This window comes from Cylindrospermopsis curvispora GIHE-G1 (assembly GCF_014489415.1).
GTDB lineage: Bacteria > Cyanobacteriota > Cyanobacteriia > Cyanobacteriales > Nostocaceae > Raphidiopsis > Raphidiopsis curvispora_A.
On sequence record NZ_CP060822.1, the window covers coordinates 1,550,012 to 1,568,358 of the forward strand.

At 41.8% G+C, this 18,347-nt stretch carries 17 protein-coding genes and 1 tRNA gene; 12 read left to right on the forward strand and 6 right to left on the reverse strand.

Features of this window, described 5'->3' with window-relative positions; translation table 11 throughout:
* Window positions 1–13: 13 nt before the first annotated feature.
* Window positions 14–1,129, forward strand: a complete 1,116-nt coding sequence (gene ruvB / locus IAR63_RS07110; protein ID WP_096545628.1) for a Holliday junction branch migration DNA helicase RuvB — start codon at window positions 14–16, stop codon at window positions 1,127–1,129.
* Window positions 1,130–1,304: 175 nt separating this feature from the next.
* Window positions 1,305–2,129 (forward strand): tetratricopeptide repeat protein, encoded by an 825-nt coding sequence (locus IAR63_RS07115; protein ID WP_407927153.1) that lies wholly within the window; start codon window positions 1,305–1,307, stop codon window positions 2,127–2,129.
* 79 nt (window positions 2,130–2,208) lie between these two features.
* Here the strand turns inward: IAR63_RS07115 and IAR63_RS07120 are convergent, their stop codons facing one another.
* Window positions 2,209–3,003, reverse strand: a complete 795-nt coding sequence (locus tag IAR63_RS07120) for an FAD-binding domain-containing protein (protein WP_096545626.1) — start codon at window positions 3,001–3,003, stop codon at window positions 2,209–2,211.
* Between the two features lie 35 nt (window positions 3,004–3,038).
* Here IAR63_RS07120 and IAR63_RS07125 point away from each other — a divergent pair, with 35 nt between their 5' ends.
* Window positions 3,039–3,512 carry a peroxiredoxin gene (locus IAR63_RS07125; protein ID WP_187707089.1) on the forward strand — a complete coding sequence of 158 codons (474 nt, stop codon included), beginning with the start codon at window positions 3,039–3,041 and terminating at the stop codon, window positions 3,510–3,512.
* A gap of 46 nt (window positions 3,513–3,558) precedes the next feature.
* Complete coding sequence (locus IAR63_RS07130; protein WP_187707090.1) at window positions 3,559–4,728, forward strand: cysteine desulfurase family protein; 1,170 nt, start codon at window positions 3,559–3,561, stop codon at window positions 4,726–4,728.
* 87 nt (window positions 4,729–4,815) lie between these two features.
* On the opposite strand, the gene psbC is transcribed toward IAR63_RS07130, so the two are convergent.
* Complete coding sequence (psbC, locus tag IAR63_RS07135) at window positions 4,816–6,201, reverse strand: photosystem II reaction center protein CP43 (protein ID WP_057177643.1); 1,386 nt, start codon at window positions 6,199–6,201, stop codon at window positions 4,816–4,818.
* Window positions 6,185–7,240, reverse strand: coding sequence for a photosystem II D2 protein (photosystem q(a) protein) (psbD, locus tag IAR63_RS07140; protein WP_006276274.1), 1,056 nt, complete (start codon window positions 7,238–7,240; stop codon window positions 6,185–6,187). Before psbD ends, psbC begins: the two co-directional genes overlap by 17 nt.
* Before the next feature lie 386 nt (window positions 7,241–7,626).
* Here psbD and IAR63_RS07145 point away from each other — a divergent pair, with 386 nt between their 5' ends.
* The 4 genes from IAR63_RS07145 (at window position 7,627) to IAR63_RS07160 (ending at window position 11,293) form a co-directional block, all read left to right on the forward strand.
* Window positions 7,627–8,196: a photosystem I assembly protein Ycf4 gene (locus IAR63_RS07145; protein ID WP_096545616.1), complete on the forward strand. Its 570-nt coding sequence runs from the start codon at window positions 7,627–7,629 to the stop codon at window positions 8,194–8,196.
* Between the two features lie 62 nt (window positions 8,197–8,258).
* On the forward strand, window positions 8,259–8,966 hold the full coding sequence (locus IAR63_RS07150; protein ID WP_096545614.1) for a peptidylprolyl isomerase: 708 nt from the start codon (window positions 8,259–8,261) through the stop codon (window positions 8,964–8,966).
* A 16-nt stretch (window positions 8,967–8,982) separates the two neighbouring features.
* Window positions 8,983–10,134, forward strand: a complete 1,152-nt coding sequence (locus IAR63_RS07155; protein WP_187707091.1) for a beta-ketoacyl-ACP synthase — start codon at window positions 8,983–8,985, stop codon at window positions 10,132–10,134.
* A gap of 127 nt (window positions 10,135–10,261) precedes the next feature.
* Complete coding sequence (locus tag IAR63_RS07160; protein ID WP_187707092.1) at window positions 10,262–11,293, forward strand: zinc-dependent alcohol dehydrogenase; 1,032 nt, start codon at window positions 10,262–10,264, stop codon at window positions 11,291–11,293.
* A 2-nt stretch (window positions 11,294–11,295) separates the two neighbouring features.
* Here the strand turns inward: IAR63_RS07160 and IAR63_RS07165 are convergent, their stop codons facing one another.
* The 3 genes from IAR63_RS07165 to IAR63_RS07175 form a co-directional block, all read right to left on the reverse strand.
* Window positions 11,296–11,634, reverse strand: a complete 339-nt coding sequence (locus IAR63_RS07165) for a Dethiobiotin synthetase (protein WP_187707093.1) — start codon at window positions 11,632–11,634, stop codon at window positions 11,296–11,298.
* A gap of 88 nt (window positions 11,635–11,722) precedes the next feature.
* Window positions 11,723–12,019 carry an RNA recognition motif domain-containing protein gene (locus tag IAR63_RS07170; RefSeq protein WP_187707094.1) on the reverse strand — a complete coding sequence of 99 codons (297 nt, stop codon included), beginning with the start codon at window positions 12,017–12,019 and terminating at the stop codon, window positions 11,723–11,725.
* A gap of 227 nt (window positions 12,020–12,246) precedes the next feature.
* A complete protein-coding gene (locus IAR63_RS07175; RefSeq protein ID WP_187707095.1) occupies window positions 12,247–12,783 on the reverse strand; it encodes a phycobiliprotein lyase in 537 nt (178 codons plus the stop codon).
* Window positions 12,784–12,974: 191 nt separating this feature from the next.
* Here IAR63_RS07175 and IAR63_RS07180 point away from each other — a divergent pair, with 191 nt between their 5' ends.
* The 4 genes from IAR63_RS07180 to IAR63_RS07195 all read left to right on the forward strand — a co-directional run bounded on the left by IAR63_RS07180 (window position 12,975) and on the right by IAR63_RS07195 (window position 18,195).
* Window positions 12,975–14,333 (forward strand): efflux RND transporter periplasmic adaptor subunit, encoded by a 1,359-nt coding sequence (locus tag IAR63_RS07180; protein ID WP_187707096.1) that lies wholly within the window; start codon window positions 12,975–12,977, stop codon window positions 14,331–14,333.
* Window positions 14,334–14,368: 35 nt separating this feature from the next.
* The gene (locus IAR63_RS07185) at window positions 14,369–17,602 is read left to right on the forward strand and encodes an efflux RND transporter permease subunit (protein WP_096545604.1); all 3,234 of its coding nucleotides are present in this window, start codon (window positions 14,369–14,371) and stop codon (window positions 17,600–17,602) included.
* 63 nt (window positions 17,603–17,665) lie between these two features.
* Window positions 17,666–18,028 carry a 50S ribosomal protein L19 gene (gene rplS, locus IAR63_RS07190; RefSeq protein WP_006278210.1) on the forward strand — a complete coding sequence of 121 codons (363 nt, stop codon included), beginning with the start codon at window positions 17,666–17,668 and terminating at the stop codon, window positions 18,026–18,028.
* Window positions 18,029–18,122: 94 nt separating this feature from the next.
* Window positions 18,123–18,195, forward strand: a tRNA-Trp gene (locus IAR63_RS07195).
* Window positions 18,196–18,347 lie beyond the last annotated feature (152 nt).

Genomic DNA, 18,347 nt, shown 5'->3' on the forward strand with positions numbered 1-18,347 from the left:
AGACAGCTTAATTATGGCCATAATCTCGTCAAAAAAGGAGCCCTCCGAATCTGGGGGAAAGCCGAAAAAGCACCGAGGAGTAGCGAAACCGAAGGTAGAAAAAGTTTCCCCCCAGGAAAAGATTCTGCAACAGGAAGCAACCGTGGGTGAAGATGATAAACAGGAAGAGAGGATTCGTCCCCAACGTTTTGTAGATTATATTGGACAGCAGGATTTAAAAGATGTACTGGATATTGCCATCAAAGCGGCTAAGTCTAGGGGTGATGTGATGGATCATCTACTTTTATATGGTCCTGCAGGTTTAGGTAAGACTACTATGGCTATGATTTTAGCTTCAGAGATGGGGGTAAACTATAAGATTACTAGTGCGCCAGCTTTAGAGCGTCCCAGAGATATAGTAGGGTTATTGGTGAACCTGAAACCAGGGGATGTGTTATTTATTGACGAAATACATAGACTTTCTCGCATGACTGAAGAAATTTTGTATCCAGCCATGGAGGATTATCGTTTAGACGTGACCATTGGTAAAGGGTCCGGAGCTAAAGTACGAACCATACCCCTATCAAAATTTACCTTGGTGGGAGCCACAACCCGGGTAGGAGCTTTAACTTCTCCCCTGCGAGATCGGTTTGGACTGGTGCAAAAACTGCGCTTTTATCAGGTAGAAGAACTGAGTCAAATTGTTTTGCGTAGTGCAGAGGTTTTACAAACTATAGTGAATTTAGAAGGGGCCACGGAAATTGCTAAACGCTCCCGGGGTACACCGAGAATAGCCAATAGATTACTCAAGCGAGTGCGTGATTATGCTATAGTTAAATCCCGTCCTCAAATTGATCAACCTACTGCTGCAGAAGCATTAACCCTATTTCAAGTAGATCCCTGTGGTTTGGACTGGACCGATAGAAAAATGCTCACTGTAATTATTGAAAATTTCCATGGTGGTCCTGTGGGTTTAGAAACCTTGGCCGCTGCTACGGGGGAAGATACACAGACTATAGAAGAGGTTTATGAACCATATTTAATGCAAATAGGGTATTTAAGTCGCACACCACGGGGGAGGGTGGTTACAAGTGCTGCATATCAACATCTTGGTTTCCAACTGAATAGTGAACAGTTATCATTGTTATAAGTAGGGAGGCACAATTATTTGTAGGATGGGTTGAGGGTAGGGTAACCCATGGGGGCGTTGGGTTTCATATTAAACTCAACCTACGTTGATCTTATATTTAATTCCACCTACCCACTTAGATCCCGGTCAACATATTATTGATTTATTGGCAGTGTTGTATATGACAGAAAATTAAATGACTAAGAAAAAGAATACTATTTTGAGTCTGTTAACAATTTTGTTGGTAAGCTTATTACTAACCCTAGGTAATTGCTTACCAGTAGTAGCAGAAACAAGTCACATTACAGCACAAGAGTTAGAGTTGGGAGATGAGTTAGCAACCCAAGCATTTGCTGCAACTGACAAGGGTGATTTTGCCACCGCTGAAAAATATTGGACTGAAATTATTGAGAGATTCCCCACCAATGCGGGTGCATGGAGTAATCGGGGTAATTCCCGGGTTAGTCAAAATAAATTAGAAGCAGCATTAACTGATTATAATCAGGCCATTAAATTAGCTCCCAATGTGACAGATCCTTACCTAAATAGAGGTACAGCTTTAGAAGGATTGGGCAAATGGCAAGAGGCGATCGCCGATTATAATCATGTTTTAGAACTAGATCCCCAAGATGCTATGGCATATAATAATCGTGGCAATGCTCAAGCAGGACTAGGAAAATGGCAAGAGGCGATCGCCGATTATCAAAAAGCCACACAAATAGCACCTAACTTTGCCTTTGCTCGTGCCAACTATGCTTTAGCTATGTATGAAGTTGGGAAAAAAGAGCAAGCGGAAAGAGAAATGAGAAATATAGTTCGTAAATATCCCCGATTTGCTGATATGCGTGCCGCTTTAACCGCCACCTATTGGGTAGGGGGTAAAAAAGGGGAAGCAGAAAGTAACTGGGTAGCAGCTTACGGATTAGACACCAGATATAAGGATATTAACTGGGTGAGAAATATCCGCAGATGGCCACCAAGTTTAGTAGCAGCGCTGGACAGGTTTTTAAAACTGGATTAGGGCTAAAAGCTGAATTAAGTTTAAGTAGGAAGGCACAATTATTTGTACGTTCATCTTATATTTAATTCCACCAACCCACTTAAGTTGGGGGGGAATGGGGAAAAAGGGTTGATTGCAAATCCTCATAACTGCCTTCAAATACGCACTTACCATATAATGGACATCGAGAACAATATACTCCTTTTGTATAGCGTTCTAGATTTTCTCGATTAAAGAAATAGGGCTTGTGACTGAAAGTACTAGCCACCCATTGCCAAGACATATTATTACTTGCTGGGTCTCCATCTAACAAATGCTGCAAAAACCATTTAGCTCCCGCTTGCCATTGAATTTTTCTCCAGTGAATAATATAACTTGCCAACCACATTCTGATATGATTGTGGAGATAACCTGTCACTCGTAATTCCTGACTAAAACTATCAATACAGACCAGTCCAGTTTTACCTTCCTGAATATCTTCCGGGAGGGTATGGGAGTAGTCTCCTGTGTGATAACCAGTTTTGTATTCTTCTTGATTTTCCCAAATACCCTTGCCTAACTTCATGTATAATCTTTGCCAGTAGTCCCGCCATCCCAGTTCATTAATTAACTTGCTTCCATCTTCTGAATTTTCCACTGTGTTAAGAATATACTCCCTCACTTCTCGCAAACTCAAAACACCATGACGAATATAGGGTGATAACCTAGTTACTGCTCCAGTCAAGTAATTGCGTGTTTTTGCGTACAATACGGCATTTACCTTTTCTAGTTGTTCCACTGCTGCTTTTCTACCCCCAGAAGTTCCACTGATATAATCGCCTGTTTGTGCAGCTTGAGGGAATTGTTCCCGTATATAAGTTACTAACTCTTCTCGATTAGCGAAGTCCCGTAACATAGTTTTTGCCTACTCATTTTGCTTAATTATCCACCATGAGTGATATTCCTCAAATTGGAAAACCCGCACCTGATTTTGCTAAGCTAGACCAAGATGAGAACCTAGTTAGCTTATACCAGATCAATCAGTGGGTGGTTCTATATTTTTACCCGAAAGATGACACCCCGGGATGTACCACGGAAGCCAAGGAGTTTACCGAATTGGCATCAGAATTTATTGATTTGGATGGGAAAGTTATAGGAGTCAGTCCAGACTCCAGTAAGTCCCATTGTAAATTCATCACCAAGCATAACCTGGCAATTACCCTGTTAACAGATCCTGAACATCAGTTAATAGAAACCTACGGTGCGTGGAGAATGAAGAAATTCATGGGAAAAGAATATATGGGGGTTGCTCGTTCCACCTTCTTAATCGCACCCGATAAAATCATTGCCTATTCCTGGCCAAATGCTAAGAGCAAGGGTCATGCCCAAACAGTATTAAAAAAATTGCAAGAACTCAAAAACTAAGACCCAATTTGATGTAGTTTGATTTAATTAATCGTTGAGAGAAAATATGTCCATTCGTCCCATTTACCTGGATTCCCATGCTACTACTCCCCTAGATGAAAGAGTATTAAATGCTATGATTCCGTACTTTACAGAAAAGTTTGGTAATCCTGCTAGTAATAGTCACGTTTACGGTTGGGAAGGTCAAGCAGCAGTAAAAAGGACCAGAGAAGTTTTGTCTACCGCAATTAACTGCACTCCTGAAGAAATAGTCTTCACCAGTGGTGCAACGGAAGCCAATAATTTAGCGATTAAGGGTGTAGCAGAAGCATACTTTTCTAAAGGTCAACATATAGTTACCGTTGCTACAGAGCATAAAGCAGTATTAGACACTTGTGAATATTTAAAAACCATAGGTTTTGAACTAACTATTCTTCCCGTCGAAAAAGATGGACTAATTGATTTAGAAAAATTAGAAAAGTCTTTACGTGCCGATACTATATTAGTGTCTGTTATGGCTGCCAATAATGAAATTGGGGTTTTACAACCATTAAGTGAGATTGGGAGGATTTGTCACCAACAGGGAGTGATATTTCATACTGATGCTGCACAGGCCATTGGCAAGATTTCCTTAGATGTGGAAGCATTGAATATTGATTTAATGTCTTTAACCGCTCATAAGGTTTATGGTCCCAAGGGAATTGGAGCTTTATATGTCCGCAGAAAGAATCCTAGGGTAAAACTAGCACCCCAACAGCACGGTGGAGGTCATGAAAGGGGGATGCGTTCAGGAACCCTCTATACACCCCAAATAGTGGGTTTTGGCAAGGCCATAGAAATTGCCTTGGAAGAACAGGAAACAGAGAATTTTCGCCTCGAAACCCTCAGAGAAACACTGTGGAAACAGATATCTAAAGTGGGGGGAATTCACCTAAATGGACACCCTGGCAAAAGATTGGCAGGAAATTTGAATGTTAGTGTGGAAGGTATTGACGGAGCAGCACTATCATTAGGATTGCAACCAGTAGTAGCTGTTTCTTCCGGTTCTGCTTGTTCCTCCCATAATGTTGCGCCTTCTTATGTTCTTACCGCTTTAGGACACCCGGAAGAATTAGCCCATGCTTCAGTGCGGTTTGGCATTGGTAGATTTAATACGGTAGAACAGATAGATGAAGTAGCAGCTCATTTTGTGAAAACTGTGGAAGGTTTAAGAGTTGCCTCTGTAGTAACTTGTTGAGAATTGTCGAATTGGGTAACCCTAGAAACCAGAAAAGCCCCTGTTTTTCAACAAGGGCTGACACTTCAAATACAAAACCAGAAAATTCTAGTCAAGATCATTCATGTAGTATGCTGGTTCGTTTTCACGGTCAAGTCCTTTTTCAAAACCACCAGCAGCTGCACGAGCGCGTCCCGCGTGCCACAGGTGACCAATGAGGAAGAAGAAACCTAATACAAAGTGAGAAGTAGCCAACCATGCACGAGGAGATACATAGTTAAAAGAGTTGATTTCAGTAGCTACACCACCTACAGAGTTCAAAGAACCCAGGGGAGCATGAGTCATGTATTCAGCAGCACGACGAGCTTGCCAAGGCTGAATATCATTCTTGATCTTCTCCAGGTCAAGACCATTGGGACCACGAAGGGGTTCTAACCAAGGACCACGGAAATCCCAGAAACGCATGGTTTCACCACCAAAGATGATTTCACCAGTGGGAGAACGCATCAGGTACTTACCTAAACCTGTAGGACCTTGAGCAGAACCTACGTTAGCACCTAACCGTTGGTCACGAATTAGAAAGGTTAAAGCTTGTGCTTGAGAAGCTTCAGGACCTGTAGGACCGAAGAATTCGCTGGGGTACGCAGTGTTGTTGTACCAAACCATAACAGAAGCAATAAAGCCCATCATGGATAAAGCACCCAAACTGTAAGACAGGTAAGCTTCACCAGACCAAATAAAAGCACGACGTGCCCAGGCAAAAGGTTTGGTGAAAATGTGCCAAATACCACCAGAAATACAAATGAAGGCAATCCAGATATGACCACCGATGATATCTTCCATGTTATCTACGCTGATAATCCAACCTTCACCACCAAAGGGAGCTTTGATTAAATAACCAAAGATCACCGCTGGATTAAGGGTAGGGTTAGTAATTATGCGTACATCTCCACCACCGGGAGCCCAAGTATCATAGACTCCACCAAAGAACATGGCTTTCAGTACCAACAACAACGCTCCACATCCGAGGATGATCAGGTGGAAACCAATGATGTTGGTCATTTTGTTCTTGTCTTTCCAGTCATAACCAAAGAAGGAGGAATACTCCTCTAAGGTTTCAGGACCGCGTACGGCGTGGTAAATACCGCCAAAACCCAAAACAGCAGAAGAAATTAGGTGCAATACCCCAGCTACAAAGTAGGGGAAGGTATCTATAACTTCACCACCGGTGGTCACACCCCAACCCAGGGTAGCTAGGTGAGGTAACAGAATTAGCCCTTGTTCATACATGGGCTTTTCTGGGACAAAGTGAGCAACCTCAAATAAGGTCATTGCTCCGGCCCAGAATACAATCAAACCAGCATGGGCCACATGGGCACCAAGTAGTTTACCGGAAAGGTTGATTAAACGTGCATTACCTGACCACCAAGCAAAACCGCTGCTTTCTTGGTCACGGCCAGCACCTACAACGGATCTATTAGAGAGCGTTACCACGTGGTAGTACCTCCTCTGGGAATACGAACTGTTCGTGGGGTTGGTCTTGAGGCGCCATCCAAGCTCGGATACCCTCGTTTAATAAGATGTTCTTGGTATAGAATGTTTCAAACTCTGGGTCTTCTGCTGCCCGTAGTTCTTGGGATACGAAGTCATAAGCTCGCAGGTTTAATGCTAAACCTACAATCCCTACAGCACTCATCCACAATCCGGTAACGGGTACAAACAACATGAAGAAGTGTAACCAGCGCTTGTTGGAAAAAGCAATCCCGAAAATCTGTGACCAGAAACGGTTTGCTGTCACCATGGAGTAGGTTTCTTCCGATTGGGTAGGATTGAATGCGGGGAAGGTGTTGGAACCTTCTCCATCTTCAAATAGGGTGTTTTCTACTGTTGCACCATGGATAGCACATAGTAAAGCTCCACCTAAGATTCCTGCTACACCCATCATGTGGAAGGGGTTTAAGGTCCAGTTGTGGAAACCTTGGAGGAATAATAGGAAGCGGAATATGGCTGCTACGCCAAAACTAGGTGCAAAGAACCAGCTGGATTGTCCCAAGGGGTACATCAGGAAAACGCTGACAAATACGGCAATCGGACCAGAAAATGCCAGGGCGTTATAAGGACGAATACCTACTAGTCTAGCAATTTCAAATTGACGCAACATGAAGCCAATTAATCCAAAGGCACCATGTAAAGCAACAAAGGGCCACAAACCACCCAGTTGACACCAGCGGGTAAAATCACCCTGAGCTTCTGGACCCCACAGGAATAATAGGGAGTGTCCCATACTGTCTGCAGGGGTGGATACTGCTACTGTCAAGAAGTTAGCTCCTTCTAAGTAGGAGGAGGCTAAACCATGGGTGTACCAAGATGTAACGAAAGTAGTACCGGTTAACCAACCGCCTAAAGCTAGGAAGGCACAGGGAAATAGTAATACTCCTGACCAACCTACAAATACAAAGCGATCACGTTTTAACCAGTCGTCTAGTACGTCAAACCACCCTCTGGAGGGGGCGCGTCCAACTGCGATGGTCATGGAAAAATCCTCTTGTTTACTAAAATTGCGACGTTTTTAATGATGCTGTAGGAAGGGTTATTTCCTCAGCATGGTGAATTAAACGTTTTTTTAGAGTCTTGACTCTACCAGTATACGGTAAGAATTATGAGATTGAACCATTCAATTTGGGTGTTTCTCATAAATTATGCCACGACCGTTGCCACTACCTGGTTATTTAGGTGATGGCAACTTAATGATTCTTAACTTATCACATTATGGAAAATTTTGGGTCGAAAATTTTGTTTTTGATATTGGAGCAATAGGTGGGACATACATAATTATTATCAGCTGTTGTGTTAAAATGTCTTGTTGGTGAGTTCTGGAAACTGATCACCTACGTGAGCAACTAGCTTTAAGTATTTTAAATGACATCATCAACAGTGACTAACACAGGTGAAATTTCCCTACATCAAAAGGTTCTCGGTTCCCGACGATTGAGTAATTACTCCTGGGCAACTATTGTTACTTTAGGAGCATCCGGCTTTTCATTAGCCAGCATTTCTAGCTATTTAAAAGTTAATCTACTGATTGTCACTGATGCAACTGAGCTAATATTTGTCCCTCAAGGACTAGTGATGGGAATATATGGAATAGCGGGTATGCTTTTAGCCTTGTATTTATGGCTAGTAATTTTGTGGGATGTAGGTGGTGGTTATAATGAATTTAATCAGGAAACTGGTAAGTTCAAAATCTTTCGTTGGGGGTTTCCTGGGAAAGACCGCCAAATTGCCATTGAAAGCTCTATACGGGATATACAGTCTGTCCGCATTTCTATTAAAGAAGGTCTCAATCCTCAACGGGCACTTTATCTCAAGGTCAAGGGGAGAAGGGATATTCCCTTAACTCGTGTTGGTCAACCCCTATCCTTATCAGAGCTGGAAACTCAAGGGGCCCAATTGGCTCGTTTTCTGGGCGTTCCCTTGGAAGGACTCTAATTCTAAGTATTCGTCCTATACTCATACTCTATATTATATATAGTTGAGTTAGTATACAGTCAATGCACTTTCAAATCCCCCGATTTAAATCTTTCAGGTTTGTGTGGTTAGCACTCATCGTTAGCAGTGTCTTATTTATGGGTTGTTCCCCCATTCAAACGGCTTCTAGTGCTTCCCCAAACTATACAAATTTACCTCGGTTGGTGGGTAAGGCCACTGTGGTAATGACGGTTAAGGGTTCACCTATTACTATTGAGGTGGATGGTGATAACGCTCCTATCACTGCTGGGAATTTTTTAGACTTGGTTCAAAAGGGTGTTTACAATGGACTAATGTTTCATCGCGTGGTGCGTGACCCCCAACCCTTTGTGGCTCAAGGTGGTGATCCCCAAAGCAAAGATCCCAACTTTCCCCAAGCTAGATTAGGAACTGGTGGGTATATGGATCCACAACTGAACATTGAACGTCTCATTCCCCTGGAAATTAAGCCCCGCGGCCAAAAAGAGCCAGTCTATGGCAAAACAATTTCTGAAAAACCTGTTTTGATTCATAAACTAGGTGCTATAGCTATGGCTAGATCTCAAACTCCTGATTCTGCTTCATCTCAATTTTACTTTGCTTTAGCTGATTTGGGATTTTTAGATGGTGCATATGCAGTTTTCGGTTATGTCACTGATGGTATTGAGGTGGTTAATCAAATTCAGCAAGGCGATAGAATTGACCAGGCTGAGGTTACAAAGGGATTGGCAAATTTAAAACTTCCACAGTAGTTATTAATATCTCAAATTGCTTAAGGTTTTTGTTACCGGTATTGGTTTAGTTTCCGCTTTGGGTACGACCCTGGAAGAAAGCTGGCAGAATTTACTCTGGGGTAAGAGTGGGATTAAATTGCACCAGCTCTTCCCAGAATTGCCACCTGTTCCCCTGGGTTTAATCCATCACCAACCACTATCTTTGAACAGTTTGACCCCCCAAGTTGTAGACCAGGCCCTACAGGACGCTAAGTTGTCCCCTCCTTTACCTGATTGTGCCGTAGTTATCGGTTCTAGTCGCGGTTACCAAGCATCCTGGGAAAAGTTGGCACAACAAATGGATGGTAATCAGCCCCGGTTAAATCTGGAACATTGGTTGGATAGTTTACCAGTGATGAATGCTATCACAGTTGCTAGACAAATTTCCTGTCTGGGAACTGTTTTAGCCCCAATGGCAGCCTGCTCTACCGGTATTTGGGCGATCGCTCAAGCTGTAATGTTGATTCAAAGTGGTCAATGTCATCAAGCGATCGCCGGTGCTATTGAGTCTCCAATTACACCGTTGACTATTTGTGGATTTCAGCAAATGGGGGCTTTGGCTAAGACGGGAGCCTATCCCTTTGATATTAATCGAGAGGGTTTAGTTTTGGGCGAGGGGGGAGCAGTGTTTGTCTTGGAATCTCAAGAGTCAATAAAACAGCGTGAGTTAACCCCAGAAAATATTTACGGAGAAATTCTAGGTTTTGGCTTGACAGCAGATGCTTTTCATGGTAACAAGCCAGAACCACAAGCTAAAAGTGGGATGCTAGCCATCAAGCAATGTTTAGAACGTAGTAATTTGATTGAGGTAGATATAGACTATATTCATGCCCACGGTACGGGTACTAAGATCAATGATCAAATAGAGGGTAAAATCATACAAGAGTTATTTCCCCCCCAGGTAGCCATTAGTTCCACCAAGGGTGCCACTGGTCACACCTTAGGAGCATCAGGGTCATTGGGTGTAGCTTTTTCCTTAATGGCCATCAAAAACCAAATATTGCCCCCTAATGTGGGACTAAAGCACAAAGAAATGAACTTAAACTTGGTGACAGCAGCAAGAAAAAGTCGGGTGGAACATGTTCTATGCTGTAGTTTTGGGTTTGGAGGACAAAACACGGTGATTACTTTGGGAAGGTGGAATTAAATATGAGATGAACGTAGGTTGGGTTGAAGTATGAAACCCAACGCCCCCATGGGTTAACCCATCCTAAAAATAATTGTGCCTCCTTAGTTATTTATGTTATTTATTTAGATAGATGGGGTGAGAAAACTTGTTAGCAGCTTTACTTTACGGAAAGGAAGACATAAGATTAGAGGAGATACCAGAGCCAACTCCCGCATGGGGAGAAGTGGTGATTAAGGTGGAGACTGCCACTACTTGTGGTACAGATCTAAAAGTGTGGCGACGGGGCGGTCATGCGCGAATGTTAACACCCCCCACATTATTTGGACATGAGGTGGTCGGTACCATTGTCGCTATTGGACCTGGTGTGGATAATTGGCATCTGGGAGAGTTGGTGGTGGCCAATAACTCCGCCCCTTGCATGAAGTGTTTCTTTTGTCAACGACAAGAATACTCCCTTTGTCCAAATCTGACCTGGAACAATGGCACTTTTGCCCAATATTTGAAAATACCCGCCCCCATTGTTCAGTACAATATGCTGGGAGTCCCTCCAGGATTACCCTTGGCTTTAGCTTCTATGACTGAACCTCTGGCCTGTGTCCTCCACGGATTAGCTCGCTCCCATATTAAACCCCATGACCGAGTGGTTGTTTTGGGTGATGGAGCTATTGGATTGATGTTTGTAGGGGTTTTGGCCCGGGAATTGCAAGCCCAGGTATTTCTCTGGGGTGGCAATAATCACCGTCTACAGATTGGTCAACAATTGGGAGCATCCCGGATTTTTAATTATCATCAGGTTACGGACATTCCCACCACGGTGAAGGAACTGACGGATGGGTGGGGAGCGGATGTGGTCATAGAAGCTACTGGTGTTCCCAGTGTGTGGGAAACTGCTATTTCCTGTTCCCGTCCCGGTGGAACTGTTAATTTATTTGGTGGTTGTCCTAAAGACACCAGCATTAATATCAATACCGAACAGCTTCATTATGATGAATTAACTGTAAAAGGTGTTTTTCACAATACTCCTAAATATGTTAGGGATGCTCTCTCTCTTATACAAAGTCGGAGAATTGCTTTTGAGTTATTAATTACTAATCAAGCCCCCCTAGAAGATTTAGAACAGGCGCTTAACGATATGAAAGCACGTTTGGCAATTAAAGTCGCCATTGTCCCCCATTGATGTCATTTTTTGGTTTCCCATGTACCGGAAAATATACTTTCAACTGCTAGGGTAATTCTTTGCAAGTCCTCTTTTAACAGTGGTGGCCATTCAATCTCAGATTTCAGCCCCGTTGTCAATATTTCTAAAGATTTACTGCCTAGTTTATGCAGTGACCAGGCTAGTTCTTTATCTATAGTATTGGCATCCTTCAAGGATTCAAATACAAGTTTTAATGCTAACAAAATAGATGTAATTTGACCCGGTATGGGCCCTTTGCCCTGTTGGAGACGGTTTAAGAGGTTATCCCGAGCAGTTTCTGTTTGATCTATTAATAGTTTACGTGCTATTTGGTAGTTCATTGGGATATTGATTGTGGTACTTGAGAAAAAAGCTCATACTCCAAGAGCATGAGCTACTATTATCACAAATTACTGCTACAGTTGGGAATTAGTAGCGGTTGCGCCCACCACCATAACTACCTCGGCCACCGCTGTTACGGTCTTCCTTAGGTTTAGCCTTATTCACTTTTAGATCACGACCCATCCATTCTGCACTATCAAGTGCTTCAATCGCTGCAGTTTCTTCTGCGTCTGAACTCATCTCTACAAAAGCAAAACCACGGACACGACCTGTTTCCCTATCGGTGGGAATTTGCACCCGTTTAACTGTTCCATACTCAGCAAACACAGCTGTCAAGGCATCCTGTGTAACTTCGTAAGAAAGATTTCCTACATAAACCGACATGAATTATATCTCCAAAATCATTAGTTTGTAGAGATTTAGATTTCGGAGAGGAGTCTGTAAATACCACAAGTAAAAAAAGCCTGTCAATACTAACAACAAAACACTAATCGCCGAATTAAGTCTCTTCCTTATCATGACATAGAAATTAATTTTTGGGGTAGGTTTGGAGAAGTTTTTTTATTTTCCCAAATATATAACTCCAGCTATAACGCTTGGTAGCAATGGGACTAAACTCGTTTCTCTAAATATTGTCCTATTGTAAGATGTTTTCCATCACGAGAGATGATAGTTTGTCTTGTGCGGTACTTATCACCGATTAGTTTTATTTCTTCTTCAAAGACTGCACCATTGTATTCTGTTCGTAGGGACAGGGTATAGGCATGGGAAAAAGCATACTCGGCGGTTACCGGTTTGGTTGTGGCAAACCCCCTGTCTCGATATAAGATCTTCCCTAAAGCACCAAATATGGTTTGACCGTGCACTTTTTTTTCCAGGTTTTCCAAATCCATACTTTGCCAACTGACCTTTGCTCCACAGCTCAAACTATCTAGGTTTGGTAAATTATGTATTTGAGCCAATGTCAGTAATTCCTGATCCCCCTTGGGTAGAAAATGAATGGCAATCATACTGACTAATTCTTGGGTTTTCCCTTCTGGTAGGGTATAGTAGCGTCTTTCAGAGCGCCATGTACCTGCAGAGTCGCGGAAAAAATCGGCAATTTGTTGCTCATCAGCAGTTTGAGTAGTTTTTACCAAAATTGTCATTTTTTGCTTACCTCAAATCAGGAAAAAACTTACGATATCTTTACTATTCTTAATATACAGGAAAAATTTTTTCGGTGATGGTTATTAATGAACATTCTTATACCAATTTTTACCATAATTTCACAATTCCCGTAAATGTCAGTAATAATTAATATGTAATCGCATTTATAGTGACCTAAAAAAGTAAACTTATGGTTTTAGTCGCAAATGAGTCACGAACAACAGTAAAGGCATTAAGTATCATACCAGTTGGGTCATGGGTAAGCCAAATCAGCCATAATAGAGACAAGATATTACTGGTGTCTGTTGTGTTTATGGGAATTTTGGCAACTGGCTGTGTTTCCACAGTTAAAGAATCAGCAGAAGCTCAATCTCAAAATTCACCCGGAAAAAGAAGTGCTAAACCAATATCTGTAGATGTGGCGATCGCCCGAATGGACTCCCTAAATCAGAAATTAATTTATACAGGTAGTACAGTTCCTAATAAAATAATATCCGTGCGATCGCAAGTAGAGGGGAGACTGATTGGCTTAGATTTAGACATTGGGGACAGGGTAAGCAAAGGACAGAGGGTTGGTAGACTAGATGATATTTTGTTGAAGACGGGATTAGAGCAACAGGAAGCGGAGTTAGGAAATCGTGAATCAGAAGTAGAGCGAGCCAGGATCCAGGTAGGAAATATAGAAGCGGAGGTAGAAAAAGTTAGATTAGAACTGATGCAAGCCAAATCTGACTCAGACAGACAGAGAAAACTCTTACAAGAAGGGGCGATTCCCCAACAAGCTGCTCAGCAGGCTATGACAAGAGTTAAGACATATCAACAAATTTTGAAAGCAACCATAGAAAAGCAAAGAACAGAAAAGACAGCAGTAGCAGCGGCGCAAAATAGAGTCTTAGCCCAGAGAGCAGTAGTTAAAGCAGCGAGAGAGCGTCTTTCGTATACTGATTTAATTTCTCCGATTACAGGCGTAGTAACAGAAAAAATCACAGAACCAGGGAACCTTTTACAATCAGGGAACGAAGTTATAAAAATTGCCGATTTAAGTCAGATCAAAGTAGTGGTGAAAGTCTCAGAATTAGAACTGGGGAAAGTGGAAATAGGTCAGAGGGTAGAAGTAAATTTAGATGCTTTTCCCGATCAAAAAATCATGGGTAGAATAGAAAGAATTTCACCAGTAGCAGATAGCACAGCCAGAGTAGTGCCAGTAGAAATAGTCATTCCCAATAGCGAGGGAAAAATTCGTAGTGGACTGTTGGCCAGAGTAAATTTTTCCACACAAGAATCACCAAGAGTCGTGGTCTTAAAAACAGCAATTAATAATCAAGAACAAGAAACATCATCACCGAATAATAACAGCACTATTTTTGTTATTGAACGGAACAAAGAGAGAGTTAAAGAAAAACCAGTTGTGTTGGGTAAAGAAGCTGATGGCAAAATAGAAATTATCTCTGGAATACAACCGGGAGACAGTTATGTAGTTCGGAGTAGTAAACCCCTTGAGAATGGTCAAAGGGTTAAATTATCAGCACTATCAGAATTACCAAACTAAAGACTTAAAATGAACAGGAATAACCCCTTAAACAAATGTCAAATATCCACAAAAGTTTTAGTATAAGTGCCTTATCTATTCGCCAACATATTGGCACTTTAATGCTAACCCTAGCAGTGATTGTCATGGGTGTATTTTTCATTCTACGATTACCCGTAGACCTATTACCATCTATTACCTATCCTCGGATTGGAGTCAGAATAGAAGCACCGGGGATTTCACCAGAAGTAGCAGTGGATGAAATCACCAAAAACTTAGAGGAAGCCTTTTCCGCAACAGAAGGAGTAATTCAAGTTGTCTCCCGTACTCGTGAAGGACAAGTGAGTTTAGACCTATATTTTCAACCGGGAGGAAATATTGATCAAGCTCTCAATGATGCTACAGCAACTTTTAACCGCACCAGAAATAGATTACCAGAGACCATAGAAGAACCCCGGTTATTTAAGTTTGACCCTTCCCAACTACCCATATATGAATTTGCTCTCACCTCACCCACCCTTAAAGGAGTAGATTTACGAGTTTTTGCCGAAGAAGAATTAGGGCGTGAATTGGGTTTAGTGCCAGGAGTCGCAGTGGTAGACGTATCTGGGGGAGTGGAAGAAGAGGTGAGGGTGAATATTGATTTAGATCGTTTACAAGCCCTAGGAGTAGGTTTAACAGATGTATTAAACGAACTCAGAAATCGCAATCAAGACATTTCTGGGGGGAGAATTTTAGGAAGTAATTCCGAACCCTTAACTCGCACAGTGGGGAGATTTAAAAATGCCCAAGAGATTAATGATCTTTCCTTAGAAGTATCCACGCCTAATTCCTCTAGTAAAAATCGGGTTTACCTGAGAGATTTTGCCCAAGTTACTGATGGTGCAGCAAAACAGAGAGTTTATGTTTTGCTGAATGGTGAAGAAGCGGTAAAAGTTAGTATTCAAAAACAACCCGATGCTAACACCGTGAATGTTGTTGATGGAATCAAAGAGAAAATAACCCAACTCAAACAAGCTGGTAAAATACCTGAAGAATCAACATTAACACCCACCTTAGATGAATCAATATTTATCAGAAACTCCCTCGCTAACGTTACCACCTCTGGTTTAATAGGTGCGGGATTAGCAGGTTTTGCCGTTCTTTTATTTCTTGGGTCTTTACGACAAACCTTGATAATTGTCATTTCCATTCCTCTAGCTACACTAGCAGCCATTATTTTTATGGGGTTATTTGGTTTATCACTAAATATTTTTAGCTTGGGTGGTTTAGCATTGGGAGTGGGAATTGTGGTAGACAATTCTATTGTTATGTTAGAAAATATCACCACAGGTATTACTCACAATAAAAGGCAAAATCGCCTAGGCAACCTATCAGAAAACACAATTATTAAGCAGGCTGAACTTAGCAGTCGAGAAGTAGAATCAGCATTGATAGCTTCCACAAGTACCAACCTGGTAGCAGTCTTACCATTTTTGTTAATTGGTGGTTTTATTTCCCTAATATTTAACGAACTAATTCTCACCATTAGCTTTGCTGTAGCAGCTTCCATTTTAATAGCTGTTACTATTGTCCCCATGTTAACATCTCGATTATTAGGTTGGCCAGTTCCCATTTCCCTAACCAATTTTTGGTTATTTCAACAGTTTAATCAACGATTCGCAGCTGCTACTAGATTATACGGCAAATTCTTAACCGGAATTTTACGTTGGCGGTTATTAACAATTATTATGGCTACTCTCTTACTAGGTGGTGGTAGCTATTGGATAGCACCCCAGCTAAAACAAGAAATTCTCCCCCAAATTAATACCGGACAGGTCAACTTGTTTGCCCAATTTCCCCCCGGTACTCCCCTCAAAACCAATCAAAAAGTCATGGGGTTGGTTGATGAAATCGTCGGTAAACAACCGGAAACTAAATATGTGTTTTCCACTGTTGGTGGATTTCTCTTTGGTAGTAATAGCACGGCCAATCCCCTACGCAGTTCCAGTACAATTACCCTAAAACCAGGTTCAGATATAGAAAGCTATATTGAGCGGGTTAGTAAAAAATTTACTGAACTAAACTTGGTTGATATTCGACTGCGTTTAACCAGAGGACAAGTACGGGGTTTATTGCTTAGTAACTCACCCGCTCGTGGTGCGGATGTGGATATTATTCTCCAAGGAACTGATGGGGATATCCTAGAAAAAAAAGGTCGTCAGTTATTAGCAATCCTAGAAGAAAAAGTAACCGCCCTGAGATTTCGTCCCGATGGAGATGCTAAACAACCAGAAATCCAAATTCTACCCAACTGGGAGCGAGTCACAAATGTGGGGTTAAATACTAAAGAAATTGGGGAAACAATTCAAACAGCTATTACCGGTAGTGTCCCCACCCAAATACAACGAGATAATCGATTAGTGGATGTGCGAGTGGAATTAAATGAGGATGCACTAAAAACTACTTCCCAGTTGGCAAGATTGCCTTTATTCACACAAGGTAATCAACAAGTTAGACTAAGTGATGTGGCAACGATTATTACTAGTAAAGCACCGGGAGAAATACAACGGATTAACCAGCGTCAAGTATTTTTAATTGCAGGTAACTTAACTGAAGGAGCTAGTTTAAATCAAGCCTTAGAACAGGTTGATCAAGTTTTAAATAGTGTGGAGTTCCCCCCAACTGTAAGTGTATTACCCAGTGCGACAGCAGAGTCTAATCGCCAAATTCAACAATCACTACAAGTTTTAGGTGGTCTGGCTATATTCTTAGTATTTGTTGTCATGGCTGTACAATATAATTCCCTTGTGGATCCATTAGTCATTTTATTTACCATTCCTCTAGCCCTAGCTGGAGGTATTTTTGGTCTTTATATTACTAAAACTGCTGTTGGTGCGACCGTAATTGTGGGTGCGGTTTTATTGGTAGGAATTGTGGTAAATAATGCCATTATTATGGTAGAATTGGCTAATCAAATCAGGGAAAGGGAAAGAATAGACCGTCGCGCCGCTATTTTAAAAGCGGCACCCCAGCGTCTACGCCCAATCTTAATGACAACAATTACCACGGTTTTGGGCATGTTTCCCCTAGCATTAGGCATTGGCGAAGGATCCGAATTTCTCCAACCCCTGGGGGTGGTGGTGTTTTCTGGTTTGTCTGTGGCCACCTTATTGACCCTATTTATTATCCCATGTTTTTACACCCTTTTACATGATTTGATAGGAGGTGGTTGGAAAAAACATAAGTGGCTAAAATCATCCATGGACAGAAATAAAGAAATGGCTGAACAAATTAGCTCAAAGATCTAGACTGTGGGACACATATAGGTTTATTATTGTTAATTGTGGTTTTTTCTATAAAACAACTGAACTATGAACGCTCAAGAAATTATCCGCTCCATTGAAGCCGAACAGTTAAAGTCCGATCTACCTCAAATCTATGTAGGTGACACAGTGCGGGTGGGAGTAAAAATCAAAGAAGGCGATAAATATCGTGTGCAACCCTACGAAGGGGTAGTCATTGGCAAACGGAATGGGGGGATTAACGAGACTATTACCGTACGTCGGGTATTTCAGGGCGTAGGGGTGGAGCGAGTATTTTTACTGCACTCACCACGGATTGACAATATCAAAATTATGCGTCGCGGTAAAGTCAGACGGGCTAAATTATATTATCTTCGTCAACTATCTGGTAAAGCTACCAGAATTAAACAGCGCTTTGACCGTGCTTTGTGATAGAGTGATAATATGGGAATAAGGAGCTAAATTTATCGAATTTAGCTTACCCCTTGACTAGAGAAAAAAATTAGATTAGCATAGTAAAAGTCGTGCGCTCTTAGTTCAGTTGGTAGAACGTAGGTCTCCAAAACCTAATGTCGGGGGTTCAAGTCCTCCAGGGCGCGCTGAAAGTCATGATAAATAGGTCAACATGAGCCAGCTTGGATTTCACATTTTTGAGGACTTGACTTTTTAGCAAGACTTGGGGTAAAATCTGTCTTTATCTCTATGGCATAGGTGTAAATTACCAGAGAGCGGCTAGGGTGTGAAAATCCTA